Genomic DNA, 14,344 nt, shown 5'->3' on the forward strand with positions numbered 1-14,344 from the left:
GTTCACACCTGAATCCGGATGATCTTGCGTATCCAGAAGATTCCCAGCAGCATCGCCACAAACGCGCCAAGCACCATCTTCTGTCCCAGCGGCTCATTGATGAGCAGAGGCAGATAGGTCGGGCTCGAAATCACAATCCCCGCCGCCAGTACAAAAGGCATCGCCACCAGGATCCAGCCCGACATGCGCCCTTCGGCCGAGAGCGTCTTGACCTTGCGCTGAAAGCGGAAGCGCCCGCGAATCAAGCTGCTCAAACGATCCAGCACCTCCGTCAGGTTGCCACCCGTCTCGCGATGGATCAGCACAGTGGTCACCAGCATCATCACCGTCATGCTCGGCATGCGCTCCAACAGGCCAAGCATGGCCCGACGCACATCGTTACCGTAGTTGATGTCGGAAAAGGTCAGGCCGAACTCGTGGGCAACCGGCCCCTTGTGCTCGTCGGCCACCAATTGCAGGGTTTCGTTGAACGGATGCCCGGCACGCAGCGCCCGGCACATGGCGTCCAGTGCATCCGGCAACTGCTCCTCGAACAGGGCAAAGCGTTTGTTGCGGTCCCGGGAGATCTTCAGCACCGGCAGCCAGAAGGCCACAGCCGCCGCCGGGAGCGCCACCCACCACAGTTGCGTGAACAGCCACAGCAGCATACCCGCCGCCAGCATCAGGACCAGGCTGAGCATCAGCACCCGATAGGCGCGGTATTCGTGTCCGGCCTGCTCGATCATCTGCGCCAGGGCCTCCATCGCCGGCAACTGCTCCAGGCGCGCCTCCAGTGGGGACAGGCGACGCAGGTATTTCTGGCGCAGTACCGACTGCATGTTCTCCAGGTTACTGGCCCGCTCCAGCAGGTCGAGGCGGCTGCGAATACGCTTGCGCACCTTGCCGGCCTCGCCGAACACCGGCACCGCCACGCTCTGGCTGAGCAGGAATATGGCGGTGAACACCATGCCGAGAAACGCCAGGATAAATTCACTGGGGACTTGATTCATGACTAGCCCTCCATCCAGTCTGGCCGGAACAGGCTGAGCGGCAGCTCGATGCCTCGTTTAGCCAGTACATCGCGAAACGCCGGAACCATGCCGGTGGGGCGGAATTCGCCCAGTACCTCGCCTTTCTCGCCCAGGCCATTGCGCACGAAAGCGAAGATCTCGGTCATGGTGATGATTTCCCCTTCCATGCCGTTGATTTCCTGCACGCTGACCAGCCGCCGCGTACCGTCTTCCTGCCGCTCCAGCTGGATGACCACACCGATGGCCGAAGCGATCTGCTGACGCAAGGCCTTGATCGGAAAGGTCGCCCCCGTCATCGACACCATGTTCTCGATCCGTCCCAGGGCATCGCGGGCGGTGTTGGCGTGGATGGTGGTCAGCGAGCCGTCGTGGCCGGTATTCATCGCCGTCAACATGTCCAGCGCCTCGGCGCCACGCACCTCACCGATCACGATGCGGTCCGGCCGCATACGCAGGCTGTTGCGCACCAGTTCCCGCTGGCCCACCTCGCCACGGCCCTCGATGTTCGACGGCCGGGTTTCCAGGCGCACCACATGGGGTTGCTGCAGTTGCAGCTCGGCCGAGTCCTCGATGGTCACGATCCGCTCGTTGTGCGGAATGAAACTGGACAACACGTTGAGCATGGTGGTCTTGCCACTGCCGGTCCCTCCGGAGATCAGGACATTCAGCCGGCCGCGGACGATGGCCTTGAGCATCAGGGCGATGCCCGGGGTCAGGGTGCCCATCTGCACCAGGCTCTCGGTGTTGAGCAAATCCACGGCGAAGCGGCGGATCGACATGCTCGGTCCGTCGATGGCCAGCGGTGGAATGATGGCGTTGACCCGCGAGCCGTCCTTCAGGCGAGCGTCCACCAGCGGCGAGGACTCATCGATGCGCCGCCCCAGGCTGGAAACGATGCGATCAATGATATTCAGCAGGTGCTGGTCGTCGCGAAAACGCACATCCGTTCGTTGCAGCTTGCCGAAGCGCTCGACGTACACCGAGGCATGACCGTTGACCAGGATGTCGGACACACTGGCGTCATTCAGCAGCGGTTCCAGAGGCCCGAGGCCGAGCACTTCGTCGGCGATCTGCTTGAGGATCAACTGGCGGCTGCTGGCATTGACCGGCGCCGAATGCTCATCGAGCAGGCGCTGGCAGATGTCGCGGATCTGCCGCCCGGCCTCGGCCGGCTCCAGGGAATCGAGGAGCGACAGGTCCATGACCTTGAGCAACTGCTGGTAGATCTTTTCCCGCCACTCGGCCTCCATCGAGCCGAGCTTGGTCCTGGTTTCATAGAGCAGGTCCGGCACACTGGCCTCCCAGGCCATGAGCACGCTGGCGCACTCTTTACTGTCGAGGGACGCATCCTGCGCCTCTGCCGGTGCCTGTTTGCCGGGTTGCTGACGCAGGCGATTACGAAAGTCGCTGAGCATGGCCTAGCCTCCGAACAGACGATTGAAGGTACGTTTGAACAAACTCTTCTCGGCGACCTCGATTCCGATCAGGTTCTGGGTCAGCTCGCGCAGCGCCAGGGTCACAACCGAACGTGGAGCATGCAGTTCAAGCGGCACACCGGTGTTCTGACTCTCGCTGACCACCGCATAGTCATTGGGCAGGGTTTGCGGGTTCGGGCAGCGCAGGGCATCGGTAACATCCTTGAGGCTCACCGGCGAGGTCTTGTTGTAGCGGTTGACCACCACCTGTATCCGGTTGCTTTGCACATTCAGGTCGTCGCGCAGGATGCGAGTCAGGCGGGTGCCGTCCTTCAGGTGGCTCAGGCTCTGCTGCAACACGACGTAGATGCGATCGGCCTGTTCGAGCGTGACGCCGGTGAGGTGATCGATCTGCCGCGGCAGATCCACCACCACCCAGTCGTAGGTCCCACGGGCCAGGCGCAACAGTTTTTCCAGCTGGTCCAGGTGCACATCCTGCGTCAGGCACAGCTCCCCGGTACGCCCGCCCAGTACATGCAGGGTCGGGCTGAAGTGGTTGCAATAGCCACGCAAGGCGATGCTGTCCAGGGACTCCACCTGCTTCAGCACATCCACATGGCTGTGGGCAGGCACCACATCCAGGCAATGCGCCACGCTGCCGAACTGCAGGTCCAGGTCCAGCAGCAGGGTCCTGCCACCGCGGGTGGCGAGCTGATGCGCCAGGTTGCAAGCCAGCATCGAGGCTCCCGAACCGCCCTTGGCATTCATCACCGCAATCACCTTGCCACCGATTCCCAGCTCCGCATTGGCCTCCATGAGCATACGGCCGATGGCCGCCTGCAACTCTTCGGCCGCTACCGGCTCGGGGAGAAAGTCCCGGGCGCCGGCCTGCATTGCCAGGCGCATGCCCTCGCGCTCATCCAGCGGGCCGCAGACCAATAGCGGTGGGCGCTCCTTGAGCGGATGCTGCAACAAGGCCGCCAGCTCTTCACGCCACAGATGGCTGACGCGCAACAGCAGGAAGTCGGGCATCTGCTCCAGCCCATACAGCGGATCGGTATGCCCGTTGCTCACCAGGCGAGTGCTGACCTGCAGATTCGGCAGACCCTGGCTCAACGCTTTCAGATGATTCAAGGTAGTCGCGTCGCGCCCACTGATCAGCAGGCGTTTGCCTTGCTTTTCAGTAGCAGCAGCGACGACTGGCGCTTCTCGGGTACTCAACATGGTGTGATCTCCGGTGTGACTGCTGCCTGGGGCTGCCGACCGAGGCTTTCACGTGGCACGGTCGACCTGAATACCGGTAGAACAAACACCCCGTTGAACCCAGGAATCAGCAGATTGAAACTGAAATTGGATACCTGTAGCTGGACATACCGAATGGCGACGAAGCCGTTGCTGCCGCTCAGATCGTTGGGGCTGGTAACTTCCGCGCCGTTGGCGTCCAGATAAACCAGGTCCAGGTTGGCGGACGTCAGGTTATTGAGCAGGCTGCTCGGACCGCTGTCGGTAGAAGCGTTGAACATCGCCCGACGCAGAATCACTGGATCGTCGATATCGCACACCGCCGCCAGGCGGGCGCCGCGGCGCACGGTTTCATTCAGGGCATTGACCGTGAAGTACAGCCGGCCCATTTCCAGCACACCGAACAGCACGGTGAACAGCACCAGGCTGGTGATCGCGAACTCGACGGTGTACAGCCCACGCATGCCTTTGGCGTTCATCACAAGGCCCTCATGACGACAGTGGAAGTCAAGGCCAGGCCCAGCGGCACGTTGCTGCCATACAAGGCGGGCAAGGCACTGCCGATCACCGGCACATAGGTGTAGGTAATGCTGACCTGGACATGCTCGGCCCCCACCGCGGTGACCGCGACATTCGCCGGCGTCAGCCCCGTCACCACCGCCGGGTAGCCGTTGGGGTTGGCGGGCACGCCATAGACGGCGACGTTCTTGGCCTGGGTCTGCAGCGTGCCGCTCAGGTCGAGCTTGCCGAGGGTGGAGTTCCACGCCTTGTCAGCGACATAACGCCCGGCGTCGCGACTGGCCTGCATCAGGCTGTTGTACTGGAACAACATGCGGCCGAACTCGGCGAAGGTCAGCATCAGCAACAGCAGCAGCGGCAGCGTCAACACCAGCTCCACCATCGCCAACCCGCCCTGGTTGCGCGGCGATCTGAATCCTGTGCGTCCCATAAAGCCTCCTAAGAGTCGGTACTTGGCGTCTGGCTGTTGTCGATATAGGTCTTGTACAGCTGGATGATCTGCGGCCCGGTGGTATTGGCCGGGTTGGGGCCTGGCACGTTGTCGCCTTCGCACACACTCTGGAACTGACCGAATATCTGCGACTCATTGCCCTTTTGCGAAGCGGGCTGCAGGACGAAGTAGCAGCCGAACCCCAGCACCGGTATCGACGACGCCCCGTCGTTCTTGCCCGTGCAGTCACCGATCACGATCTTGATGATCCGCCGTTCGAACGCCCCGCCGTTCTGGCAGCCTCCACCGCTACCGGTAACGCAGCTGGCGGAGTCCTGTACCCAGTCGTGGTAGTCGTACAAGGCGCTGCCGCCCGCGGACAGATTGCCGTTGCTCGAGGTAACCGCCTGATTGTTGTACTGAATCTGCGCGAGCGCATCGTCGTAAGTGAACGACTTTTGGTTGACCGTGATCACCAGGTCCGGTGGGTAGTCCGCCGCCTTGAGGCCGCCGGAATACTCGTTGAAACGCGTATTGAGGCCCTGCGAGGCAGGCCCGACGGTGTTCCCCGGCTTGGTCTGGACATTCGAACCGACGCTGTTGCACTGGTTGATGCCGCCTGCCAGCCCCTGCCTGACCGTGCTGCCGCCCGAGCCGAAATCGAGCAGCTGGAAGTTGCCGGGGCCAATCGGCGAGCTGTTGCCTGCGGCGGTTTTCAACACCTGCGGATCGCCGAACTGGAACCCCCAGAACATCCCGGTGGACGGGTTGTTTTTCGTTGGATCGCCGCACACCATCAGTGGCGTGAGGTCGCAAGGGCTGGCGGGGCTTGGCCCGGCGGTAGCGACCGCGCTCACAAACTTGTTACCGACGCCATTGCCCAAGGTCTGAAAGACGCCCCAGAAGAATCCGGCCAGGGAATAGTTGGTGACCGTCACCCGCACATAGCTCGCATTGGCCGGCCCCGGGAAAGAGAAAGGCCCATAGACAGTGGATGCCAGCTCTACCGTGGCAAAACCGCCGACATTGTTGCCGATGGCGGCGGCCAGTTCCTGATTGCCGCTGGCATTGGCATTCAGGGTCAGGGTATTGAGCGCAGCGGTCTGCGTCAGGCTCGCGGCCCCTGTCGTGCCCATGACTGTGCTGAGCGTCTTGGCACCGCTCAGCGCCGCCGCATCCACCGCATTTTGCAGGCGGGACTTGTTCACCAGCATATGACCGCCATCCAGCGCCAGGGCCCCCATTAGCAGCATCGCGGCCAGGGCAATCACTACCAGTACAAGCATTGCGCCGCGCTGCTGCCGTGGAAATGCACTCAGTGGCTGTTGGATATGCGCACTCATCATCAAGCCCTCATTGTTCGTCTATGTCGTACCCGATCATTTACAGCTGGGACTTCACAACGTTGACCTCGATCCCACGGATCACCGTGATCCCGCTATCGCCGCTGGCGCGACGACGGACAATCGGCCGCACCACGGGAGGGGCAGGCACTTCCTGGATCATCGCGACCGGCTCGACCATCGCCGGTTGCTTCTGGTTGTCCAGCGGGTTGCGCAGGGCCAGTTGCAGCTTGCCGGCCGCCATCCCCTTGACCAATTCCTCGGCCTGCAGGGGGGTCATTTCCAGGGTCACGGCGCGCACGACCACCGGTTGGGTCTTGTCGGTACTGGCCGTCTGGTCCACCGCCAGCACCCGCAGGTCTTCCAGGATGGTCTTGGATTCGGCGTCGCCGGTATTGCCGGTCTGCCGGGTAGCCAGCACATCGACCCGGTTACCCGGCAACAGGAACCCACCCACGCCGACCACGTCGTCCACCCTGACCGAGATCGCACGCTTGGTGGGCTCGATCAGCGACGCCAGGGTGCTGCCGCCCAGGTGTTCGGCCAGGCGCGCACCGCGCAGGATGTCGCCGCGCAGCATGGAGAAGGTGGCGATCTTGCCCACGACCTTATCGGTCGCGTCGAAAGCATCCTCGGGCACCGTCTCCTTGGGCATGCGGACCAGCGCGACCTGCTGTGGCTCGACCATTTGCCCGAAAGCGATTTCCACGGTCGCCACCACCACGTTCTGCTGGTTATCGTCGGGGGTGGCATTGAGCCTTGCATTGAGCCAGGTGTTGGCCATCCATGCCGCGCCCAGGCCCAGAACCACGGACAAGGCCACCAGAGTGAAAGTACGAGAACTCATGTCGAAATCTCCTTACTCAAAGAAAATCGAGCTGGACGAAGTAGCTGTGCCAGGCCCACTCCAGTTCCAGGGTTGACAGCGGTCCGCTGGCGCCCACATAACGCTGGCGATCGAGCGCCATGCTCAAGAGATCCCGCGGGTGGCAAGGCACCAGCGGCATGTTTTCAGCGCCATAGAGTTCATCCAGGACGTAGCGCAACAGCAGCGGGTCGTATTGGATGTTCAGGCGCTCCGTCTCTTGAATCCAGATACGTTCGTACTCCTCGGGCTTGAGGTAGCCGAACTGCAGCTTGTAGCCAATCCGCCGCAGGAACGCCTCGTCGGCCAGTTCCAACGGGTTCAGGTTGGTGGAAAACACCAGGATCAGGTCGAACGGCAACTCGCAGTGCCGACCGCCGCCGAGGTTGAGGAAGTCGCGTTTCTCCTCCATCGGCACGATCCAGCGATTGAGCAACTCCGCGGGGGCCATGCGCTGGCGCCCCATGTCGTCGATGACGAACAGGCCATTGCTGGCCTTGAGCTGCAACGGCGCCTGGTACTGGCGAGTGAAGGGGTCGTAGCGGATATCCAGCTGTTCCATGGTCAGCTCGCCGCCGGTGATGACGATCGGCCGTTCACAGCACAGGAGCCGGCGGTCGATCCCCTCATTGAGCATCAGGCTGTTCTGCGGATCGCCGACATCCAGACGCCGGTGTACCTGAGGGTCGTAGATCTCGATCACCGCATCGTTGATCGCAATGGCATGGGGCACCCAGATGGACTCGGAAAACAGCCGGATCAACCGGCTGCTGACATAGGTCTTGCCCGTCCCCGCCGGCCCGTAAATCATGATGGCGCGCCCGGAGTTCAGGGCTACGCCCAGCTGATCGAGCATGTTCTGCGCCAGCACCATGGAGCCGAAGGACGCCTGCATGTCTCGGGCGCTGATACGGCCATGGTGAATGGTCTGTACCTTGAGCAGCGAGCGGTAGGCGCTCACCGGAAAGGGCGCCGCGCCGATATAGCCACTGCGCGACAAGGCATCGCGGGCAGCATTGCGGCCGCGCTCGGTCAGCCCGTAGCGCAAGCCCTGGCCACCGGCCTGGCCAAGGATCTCGACCCGATGATCCTGACGCAGGAAGGTCAGGACTTCTTCAACCACCGCCCCCGTCAGCGCCAGGCGCTCTACCAGTCGGGGCATGTCCAGTACGCCCGCATCGTGCAGATGCTTGCAGACCAGGTCTCCGAGGAAATTGTCCGCCAGCCCGGTCTCGAGGATCGTGCGTGGCTGTGGAGCCAGTCGCTGCACTGCTTCCCGGTCATTGCCGGTCGGACGGCTGTTACTGATGGCGTACATAATGTTCTCCTGAGCTACTGGCCAAGGGGCAACCAGTAAAAGCTGGCCAATGTGCCGAGCAGGATCGCAACCGAATAGGGAAAGGGTTTGCCGGCCACTTCATCATCCGCCGGCGGGAAATAGGCCCTGGCTCTCACCATCTGCCAGTAGCGCCCCATGGTCCGTTGAACTTGACCACGTACCAACACGATCAGTACCCCGCACGCGCCACCGACGATCAGGCTGAAAAACGCAGCCCAGAGGGCGTGCTGCGGAGTGAGAAAAGTGCCAACCATGGCCATGAGCTTGACGTCGCCGGCTGCCATCCCGCCAAAGGCGTACAGGGGAAGAAAAACGGCAAAACCGATCGACATGCCCAGCAGTCCATAACCAAACCCGATGACGCCTGAGGAATAGACCTGGCCGGCAATCCCCAGTCCCAGCCCCAACAGCACCAAGAGGTTGGGAATACGGTGGCGGCGAAGATCGCTCACCACCGCAATCCCCAGCAGTCCCAGCATCAATGCAACAACGAATAATTGCTCTTTGCCCATGACTGCAGCCCTCGGTGGAAGTTGGTGTTAGCAGACTTGACCCTGGACGGCGCATCCCAGGCTGGTGATGGCAGTGGCCACGTTGCCGCCCAGAGTCACAAACGCAGCAACAGCGCCCAAAGTGATCAGGCCACCGGCCACTGCATATTCCACAATGGTCAGGCCGTCTTCGTCTTTGGCGAACTTGATGACCGAAGTCTTGATCGATTGCAGATTCATTTTTCCACCTCACTCAAGTGTTTTTATGTAAGAGCAGCACTTGCGTACTGCCTGGTTGAACATTAGTCAGGGGAGCATTGGGAGGGTTAGGAGTTTTTTGCTGATCGTTAGGACTTTATTGCTGTTGTTGAAAGATGCAAAAAAGCACCAGGAACAACATCCCCCAAGGAACAGATGGCTTATCTAAGGAAGGAATAATTGAAGAGCCACCTTGAAACAGACTTGCCCTCGATGCGAGACCGGCCTGAGCCACTAGCCGACAAAGACAAAAGCCCCGGCCATGTTCGCTGCCCCCAAACCATAGTGCGAAACGAAGTAAACCGAGGCTTCCATATCAGGATTTGATCTTCACGCAAGCGATACAGCGACGATACTCCAGAAGCTGCAAAGAGAATTTGCAGGCCGCTGCAGAGCGATGGGAGCCGTGCTCGGCCCAAGGTCATTTGACGATTTGTCTCGTTCGAGACCAAGACTGGAGCCATCTGTCATGTACTGTGCGCTGACTGCACATACCGATTGAGAAGGCTCCATCTGTCCAGGCGAGAGTAGACAGAAAAAGGTGGAAAACACACATGGACCACAGGTACGGCCTCAGCCCGAGGGAAACCGCTCATCGCAGCCAGACCCGAGAAGTCTGGCTGCGTACGAGCGACAAGCAGCTCCAGCCCAGGACCGAGGATTCGGCACAACGGCTGTCGTTAGCACACCTGGCCCTGAACAGCACAACCCAGGCTGGTGATGGCAGTGGCCACGTTGCCGCCCAGGGTCACGAACGCGGCAACGGCGCCCAGCGTAATCAGACCACCGGCCACGGCATATTCCACGATGGTCAAACCATCTTCATCCTTGATGAAGGCCAGCACCGAAGTTTTGATTGTTTGCAGTTTCATCTTGTTCACCTCTTATAAGAAAGTTGCTTTAAGGCGATCAGTATTTGTGCCGCCTGACTGAATCCTAGTCAGGGGCTAACACAAAGAGTTAGGAGTTTATTGCCGGTTTCTAGGACTTTTTTGCGCTGCCTGGCAAGACAGCAAAGAAACTCCAATGAAACTAAACCTGGCAGATGGATTTTTTCAGAAAAGGAACTGTTCTCATATAATACTAAATTGATTCAGCCGTGGCCGGTGGTGCAAGAAAAGGCGATCGCAACAGCAAGGAGCTGCCTGTGACTCTTATCTCGCTGTCAGACATAGAAGGTAATCAAGAAAATTTATGAAGCGCTATCAGAACTTGATCCTTTGCCCGCAAAGCACAATGGCGATACTGACAGCCCAGGAAGTGACAGTGAGACACCAGGAAGGAATAAGGAAATGAAACCTGAGTCGGTCCAAAAACCCTCTCTGTTATGGTTCGACCTCACGCGCGAGCGGTCCTCTGAAGAACTGATCGCGCTGTTTCGCCCAGCCTGCGATTGCCGGGTGTCGAAAGACGCGTCTCTGCCCGAAAAGGACACTCATCCCCTGCCGGACATGATCTGCATGCACTATGACCGCCCGGACATGCCGGGGCTCAATCTGTTGCTGGAGATCAAACACAAGATTCCCTCCATTCCCATCGCCATGTTCACGGTGCAGCACTCCGAAGAACTTGCGGTCTGGGCCATGCGTTCGCGCGTCTGGGAATACATGGTGCTCCCGCTCTCGAGTGCCGAGATCCGGCGCTTCCTGCATGCGCTGAAGCAGCTCTACGAACTGCGCCACAGCAGCGGCCCCCGCAACAAGACGCTGCAGATCGAACACGGCCCGTCCCTGCCGGACAGCATCCGACTGACCGTAGAGCACCAGAAACATCAGGCACTCAGCGATGTGCTGCTGTACATCGAGCAGAATTTTCGTGAAAGCATCGACCAGAAGGAGCTGGCCAAACGTTGTGGCATGACCACGTTTCGCTTCAGCCGGCTGTTCAAGGAGGTCCATGGCCTGGGGTTCATGGACTACATCCTGAGCAAGCGCATGGATTGCGCCAAGAATCTGCTCGACAACAGCCAGATGCCCATTACCAGCATCGGCTATGAGGTCGGCTTCAAGGACCCGTCCTACTTTGCCCGCGCCTTCAAGCAGTTCGCGGGCGCCAGCCCCAGCGAATACCGACAACGCCGAAGAAGCCCGGAACTGGTAAAGAAAGAAGAGGCGGAACTGGAGCAAACGCTGTCTCAGGTGATCGACAGCCTGCCGCTGCGTATCGAAGGCCGATGAACTTGAGCACCCACTCGCCGACGCCGCGCCGCCATTCTGGCGGGGTCACGGCGTCGTTCGCCGGGTGCTATACCCAGCCGCCATCGACGATGAAGTTTTGCGCCGAGCACATGGCGGACGCATCGGACGCCAGAAACAGCGCCATCTGCGCGATATGCCCGGGCTCCACGCTGCCCGGCAGGCATTGGCTGCGGCTGATCAGCTCGCGGGCGGCATCGTCCACCCACAACGCCAGCTGTTTTTCGGTCATCACCCAGCCGGGCACCAGGGTGTTGACCCGGATCCGCCAGGGCCCCAATTCCCGCGCCAGGGCCCGGGTCATGCCGTGGGTGGCCGCCTTGCTGGCCGCATAGACCGGATACCCGCTGGAGGCCATCATCCAGCCGATGGAACCCAGGTTGATCACGCTGCCGGCACCGGCGGCCTTCATCATCGGCACCACCGCCTGGCTGGCGAAAAAGGCGTGCTTGAGATTGACCGAAATGAGCTTGTCGAATTTCGCAGAGTCGACTTCCTCCAGGCTGTGCCGCACGTCATTGGCGGCATTGTTCACCAGCACCGTGACAGGCCCCAGTGTTTGCGCAAAACGCTCGATCGCGGCCTGGTAAGCAGCCTCGTCGGTGACGTCGCAGGGCGCGAACGCCACGCAATGGCCCTGCGCCGATAACCGGGCCGCCAACTCCTCGCCCTGGCTTTGCGCCATGTCCACGAACGCGACCTTGGCGCCTTGCTGGGCAAAGGCGCAAACCAGGGCTTCGCCAATTCCCGAGGCACCACCGGAAATCAATACGGTCTTGCCGTTGAGATCCGCGTACACGGCCTGCATGCCAGCCCCTTTCTCATTGTTCATATGACGGTTCCTGCGCAGTGATCATTTCGGTTCGGGCCAGCGGAGCATTTCGGTATCCATGCGACCGCCGACCTAATTAGTCTTATTTTATATTGTAAACAAGCCATTAAAGGCGATAGATTTATCGATGAAACCAGTAAAAAATGCAAATTAGTAGAACTATTACATTCAGAACAACAAAAGGAAGTTCAACCATGCCGCACTTCCCCTACCGGCTTTCCGGCCTCGGCCTGTCGCTGCTGCTTGCCAGCCTCGGCGCCCAGGCCGCGGGCCTGTCCAGCGAACACAAGGCCTTTGGCACGACCCTCGACGGTACCGCTGTCGAGCAATATGTGTTGCGTAACAGCCATGGCCTGCAAGCCACGGTCATCACCTACGGCGCTGCCCTGCAATCGTTGAAGGTGCCGGATAAGAACGGCACCTTCGACGACGTGGTCCTGGGCTTCGACGACGTCCAGGGCTATCAGCGCGGCACCGCGTTCTTCGGCGCCACCATCGGCCGCTACGGCAATCGCCTGGCCGGCGGAGCGTTCGAGCTGGACGGCCAGCGTTACCAGGTGCCCCTCAACGACGGCCCGAACTCGCTGCATGGCGGCGCCCAGGGCTTCGACAAGCGCGTCTGGAAGGCCCGACCGATCAAGCGCAAGGACGCTGTCGGGGTGACCTTGAGCTACCTGTCCAAAGACGGCGAAATGGGCTTTCCCGGCAACCTGCAGGTCGAGGTCACCTACAGCCTCAACGACAACAACGAGCTGCGCATCGAGTACAGCGCCTCCACCGACAAACCCACGGTGCTGAACCTCACCAACCACAGTTACTTCAACCTCGCCGGCGCCGGTAACGGCGATGTGCTCGCCCAGCTCGCCACCTTGCACGCCAGCCACTACACGCCGGTCAACGCCAAGCTGATTCCGACCGGCGAACTGGCCCCGGTCGCCGGCACGCCGATGGACTTCCGGCAACCGACCGCCATCGGCCAGCACATCAAGGACGACCATCCGCAGCTCAAGTTCGCCGAGCCGAAGCAGGGCGGCTTCGACTTCAACTGGGTGCTCGATGCCAAGGGCGACGTCGGCCAGCTCGCCGCCGAGGTGCGCGACCCTCGATCCGGTCGTCGCTTGCGGCTCTACACCAGCGAACCCGGAGTACAGTTCTATACCAGCAACTTCCTCGACGGCACGCTCAAGGGCAAGGCGGGCAAGACCTACAGTCACTGGGGCGCGTTCACCCTGGAAACCCAGCACTTCCCCGACTCGCCCAACCAGCCGGACTTCCCCAGCACCCGGCTGAACCCCGGCCAGGTCTACAGCCAGGACACCGTCCTGAAGTTCTCCGCCGACTGAAGCGCGGTAGCCACCACTGCCCTGCCGCCCCGGCAAGGCAGTGGCCGGCGACGCCGGCATGCCCCTGATAAAGCCCCCCTGGATCAGCGTTGTTTCATACGGTCGATGACCACCGCCAACAGCAGGATCGAACCGCGGATCACGTACTGGTAGAAGGTGTCGATGTTTTTCAGGTTCATCGCGTTTTCGATGATCGCCAGAATCAACACCCCGGCGATCACATGGCGGATCATGCCGATCCCGCCACTCAACGACACCCCGCCCAGCACACAGGCGGAAATCACCGTCAGCTCGAAACCCTGGCCGATCATCGGCTGGCCGGAGGTCATGCGCGATGCCAGGATCACCCCGGCCAGCGCGCCGATCACCCCGTGCACGGCAAAGATGACGATCTTGGTCCGGTCGACGTTGACCCCGGCCAGCAGCGCCGCTTCCTGGTTGCCGCCGATGGCCATGGTGTTGCGCCCGTAGGTGGTGTAGTTGAGCAGCCAACCGAAAAACAGGAAGCAGCCGATGGTGATCAGGATCGGCACCGGCACACCGAACAACTGGCCATTGCCGAAGACGAAGAACGACTCCTGGGATACGCCGACCGCCTTGCCGTTGGCGAAGATATAGGCCAGGCCACGGACGATCTGCATGGTCGCCAGGGTGGTGATCAGCGCATTGACCCGCAGCTTGGCAATCACGATGCCGTTGATCAGCCCGACCAGCAGCCCCATCAGCAGAGCGGCGCCCACCCCGAGCAACACGCTGTCGGTGTCGCGCATCACCACGGCCGCGACGACTCCGGCACAGGCGATCACCGAACCGACCGACAGGTCGAAATGCCCGGACGCCAGGCAATAGAGCATGGTGCAGGCGGCGATGCCGGTGGTGGAAATGGCCAGGCCCAGGCCGCGCATGTTCAGCGGCGAGAGGAAGTTGTCGATGAGCAGGGTGCAGAGCACGAAGATCCCCACCGCCGCCAACAGCATCGCCCAGTTATCGAGCAGGCCACGCAGGTCCAGGGGTTTGCGCGCCGTCGGCAACGCGTTGTCTTGAATTGTCATGTTCACCTCT

The 14,344-nt window shown here is 61.0% G+C and carries 15 protein-coding genes; 2 read left to right on the forward strand and 13 right to left on the reverse strand.

Annotation, left to right across the window (positions count from 1 at the left end; translation table 11 throughout):
- Nucleotides 1–2 precede the first annotated feature (2 nt).
- The 11 genes from H0I86_RS24020 to H0I86_RS24070 all read right to left on the reverse strand — a co-directional run bounded on the left by H0I86_RS24020 (nt 3) and on the right by H0I86_RS24070 (nt 9,784).
- Entirely contained in the window at nt 3–989 is a 987-nt protein-coding gene (locus H0I86_RS24020; protein ID WP_180922433.1) for a type II secretion system F family protein, read from the reverse strand.
- 2 nt (nt 990–991) lie between these two features.
- Entirely contained in the window at nt 992–2,425 is a 1,434-nt protein-coding gene (locus H0I86_RS24025; RefSeq protein ID WP_180922434.1) for a TadA family conjugal transfer-associated ATPase, read from the reverse strand.
- A gap of 3 nt (nt 2,426–2,428) precedes the next feature.
- Nucleotides 2,429–3,649 carry an AAA family ATPase gene (locus tag H0I86_RS24030; RefSeq protein WP_180922435.1) on the reverse strand — a complete coding sequence of 407 codons (1,221 nt, stop codon included), beginning with the start codon at nt 3,647–3,649 and terminating at the stop codon, nt 2,429–2,431.
- Nucleotides 3,643–4,146 (reverse strand): TadE/TadG family type IV pilus assembly protein, encoded by a 504-nt coding sequence (locus tag H0I86_RS24035; RefSeq protein WP_180925903.1) that lies wholly within the window; start codon nt 4,144–4,146, stop codon nt 3,643–3,645. Before H0I86_RS24035 ends, H0I86_RS24030 begins: the two co-directional genes overlap by 7 nt.
- On the reverse strand, nt 4,146–4,616 hold the full coding sequence (locus H0I86_RS24040; RefSeq protein WP_180922436.1) for a TadE/TadG family type IV pilus assembly protein: 471 nt from the start codon (nt 4,614–4,616) through the stop codon (nt 4,146–4,148). The genes H0I86_RS24035 and H0I86_RS24040 overlap by 1 nt, the downstream gene beginning before the upstream one ends.
- A gap of 8 nt (nt 4,617–4,624) precedes the next feature.
- The gene (locus H0I86_RS24045) at nt 4,625–5,962 is read right to left on the reverse strand and encodes a TadE/TadG family type IV pilus assembly protein (protein ID WP_180922437.1); all 1,338 of its coding nucleotides are present in this window, start codon (nt 5,960–5,962) and stop codon (nt 4,625–4,627) included.
- A 37-nt stretch (nt 5,963–5,999) separates the two neighbouring features.
- Nucleotides 6,000–6,806: a Flp pilus assembly protein CpaB gene (gene cpaB, locus H0I86_RS24050; protein WP_180922438.1), complete on the reverse strand. Its 807-nt coding sequence runs from the start codon at nt 6,804–6,806 to the stop codon at nt 6,000–6,002.
- Nucleotides 6,807–6,822: 16 nt separating this feature from the next.
- Nucleotides 6,823–8,142 carry a DUF8689 domain-containing protein gene (locus H0I86_RS24055; RefSeq protein ID WP_180922439.1) on the reverse strand — a complete coding sequence of 440 codons (1,320 nt, stop codon included), beginning with the start codon at nt 8,140–8,142 and terminating at the stop codon, nt 6,823–6,825.
- Between the two features lie 14 nt (nt 8,143–8,156).
- Complete coding sequence (locus tag H0I86_RS24060; protein WP_180922440.1) at nt 8,157–8,675, reverse strand: A24 family peptidase; 519 nt, start codon at nt 8,673–8,675, stop codon at nt 8,157–8,159.
- A gap of 27 nt (nt 8,676–8,702) precedes the next feature.
- Complete coding sequence (locus tag H0I86_RS24065) at nt 8,703–8,894, reverse strand: Flp family type IVb pilin (protein WP_180922441.1); 192 nt, start codon at nt 8,892–8,894, stop codon at nt 8,703–8,705.
- A 698-nt stretch (nt 8,895–9,592) separates the two neighbouring features.
- Nucleotides 9,593–9,784, reverse strand: a complete 192-nt coding sequence (locus tag H0I86_RS24070) for a Flp family type IVb pilin (protein WP_009050447.1) — start codon at nt 9,782–9,784, stop codon at nt 9,593–9,595.
- Between the two features lie 420 nt (nt 9,785–10,204).
- Between H0I86_RS24070 and H0I86_RS24075 the strand changes: the two genes are divergently transcribed.
- Nucleotides 10,205–11,089, forward strand: a complete 885-nt coding sequence (locus H0I86_RS24075; RefSeq protein ID WP_180922442.1) for a helix-turn-helix domain-containing protein — start codon at nt 10,205–10,207, stop codon at nt 11,087–11,089.
- A 67-nt stretch (nt 11,090–11,156) separates the two neighbouring features.
- Here the strand turns inward: H0I86_RS24075 and H0I86_RS24080 are convergent, their stop codons facing one another.
- On the reverse strand, nt 11,157–11,939 hold the full coding sequence (locus H0I86_RS24080; RefSeq protein WP_180922443.1) for an SDR family NAD(P)-dependent oxidoreductase: 783 nt from the start codon (nt 11,937–11,939) through the stop codon (nt 11,157–11,159).
- A 194-nt stretch (nt 11,940–12,133) separates the two neighbouring features.
- On the opposite strand from H0I86_RS24080, the gene H0I86_RS24085 reads away from it, so the two are divergent.
- Nucleotides 12,134–13,282 carry an aldose epimerase family protein gene (locus H0I86_RS24085; protein ID WP_180922444.1) on the forward strand — a complete coding sequence of 383 codons (1,149 nt, stop codon included), beginning with the start codon at nt 12,134–12,136 and terminating at the stop codon, nt 13,280–13,282.
- Nucleotides 13,283–13,365: 83 nt separating this feature from the next.
- On the opposite strand, the gene araH is transcribed toward H0I86_RS24085, so the two are convergent.
- Nucleotides 13,366–14,334 (reverse strand): L-arabinose ABC transporter permease AraH, encoded by a 969-nt coding sequence (gene araH / locus H0I86_RS24090; RefSeq protein ID WP_009050451.1) that lies wholly within the window; start codon nt 14,332–14,334, stop codon nt 13,366–13,368.
- Nucleotides 14,335–14,344: the final 10 nt, after the last annotated feature.

The organism is Pseudomonas chlororaphis subsp. aurantiaca, from assembly GCF_013466605.1.
GTDB classification, from domain to species: Bacteria; Pseudomonadota; Gammaproteobacteria; order Pseudomonadales; family Pseudomonadaceae; genus Aquipseudomonas; species Aquipseudomonas chlororaphis_I.

Bases quoted from the DNA above. Each gene is read 5' to 3' on its own strand.
- H0I86_RS24020 (WP_180922433.1), bottom strand. From the start codon at position 989: ATGAATCAAGTCCCCAGTGAATTTATCCTGGCGTTTCTCGGCATGGTG.
- H0I86_RS24025 (WP_180922434.1), bottom strand. From the start codon at position 2,425: ATGCTCAGCGACTTTCGTAATCGCCTGCGTCAGCAACCCGGCAAACAG.
- H0I86_RS24030 (WP_180922435.1), bottom strand. From the start codon at position 3,649: ATGTTGAGTACCCGAGAAGCGCCAGTCGTCGCTGCTGCTACTGAAAAG.
- H0I86_RS24035 (WP_180925903.1), bottom strand. From the start codon at position 4,146: ATGAACGCCAAAGGCATGCGTGGGCTGTACACCGTCGAGTTCGCGATC.
- H0I86_RS24040 (WP_180922436.1), bottom strand. From the start codon at position 4,616: ATGGGACGCACAGGATTCAGATCGCCGCGCAACCAGGGCGGGTTGGCG.
- H0I86_RS24045 (WP_180922437.1), bottom strand. From the start codon at position 5,962: ATGATGAGTGCGCATATCCAACAGCCACTGAGTGCATTTCCACGGCAG.
- cpaB (WP_180922438.1), bottom strand. From the start codon at position 6,806: ATGAGTTCTCGTACTTTCACTCTGGTGGCCTTGTCCGTGGTTCTGGGC.
- H0I86_RS24055 (WP_180922439.1), bottom strand. From the start codon at position 8,142: ATGTACGCCATCAGTAACAGCCGTCCGACCGGCAATGACCGGGAAGCA.
- H0I86_RS24060 (WP_180922440.1), bottom strand. From the start codon at position 8,675: ATGGGCAAAGAGCAATTATTCGTTGTTGCATTGATGCTGGGACTGCTG.
- H0I86_RS24065 (WP_180922441.1), bottom strand. From the start codon at position 8,894: ATGAATCTGCAATCGATCAAGACTTCGGTCATCAAGTTCGCCAAAGAC.
- H0I86_RS24070 (WP_009050447.1), bottom strand. From the start codon at position 9,784: ATGAAACTGCAAACAATCAAAACTTCGGTGCTGGCCTTCATCAAGGAT.
- H0I86_RS24075 (WP_180922442.1), top strand. From the start codon at position 10,205: ATGAAACCTGAGTCGGTCCAAAAACCCTCTCTGTTATGGTTCGACCTC.
- H0I86_RS24080 (WP_180922443.1), bottom strand. From the start codon at position 11,939: ATGAACAATGAGAAAGGGGCTGGCATGCAGGCCGTGTACGCGGATCTC.
- H0I86_RS24085 (WP_180922444.1), top strand. From the start codon at position 12,134: ATGCCGCACTTCCCCTACCGGCTTTCCGGCCTCGGCCTGTCGCTGCTG.
- araH (WP_009050451.1), bottom strand. From the start codon at position 14,334: ATGACAATTCAAGACAACGCGTTGCCGACGGCGCGCAAACCCCTGGAC.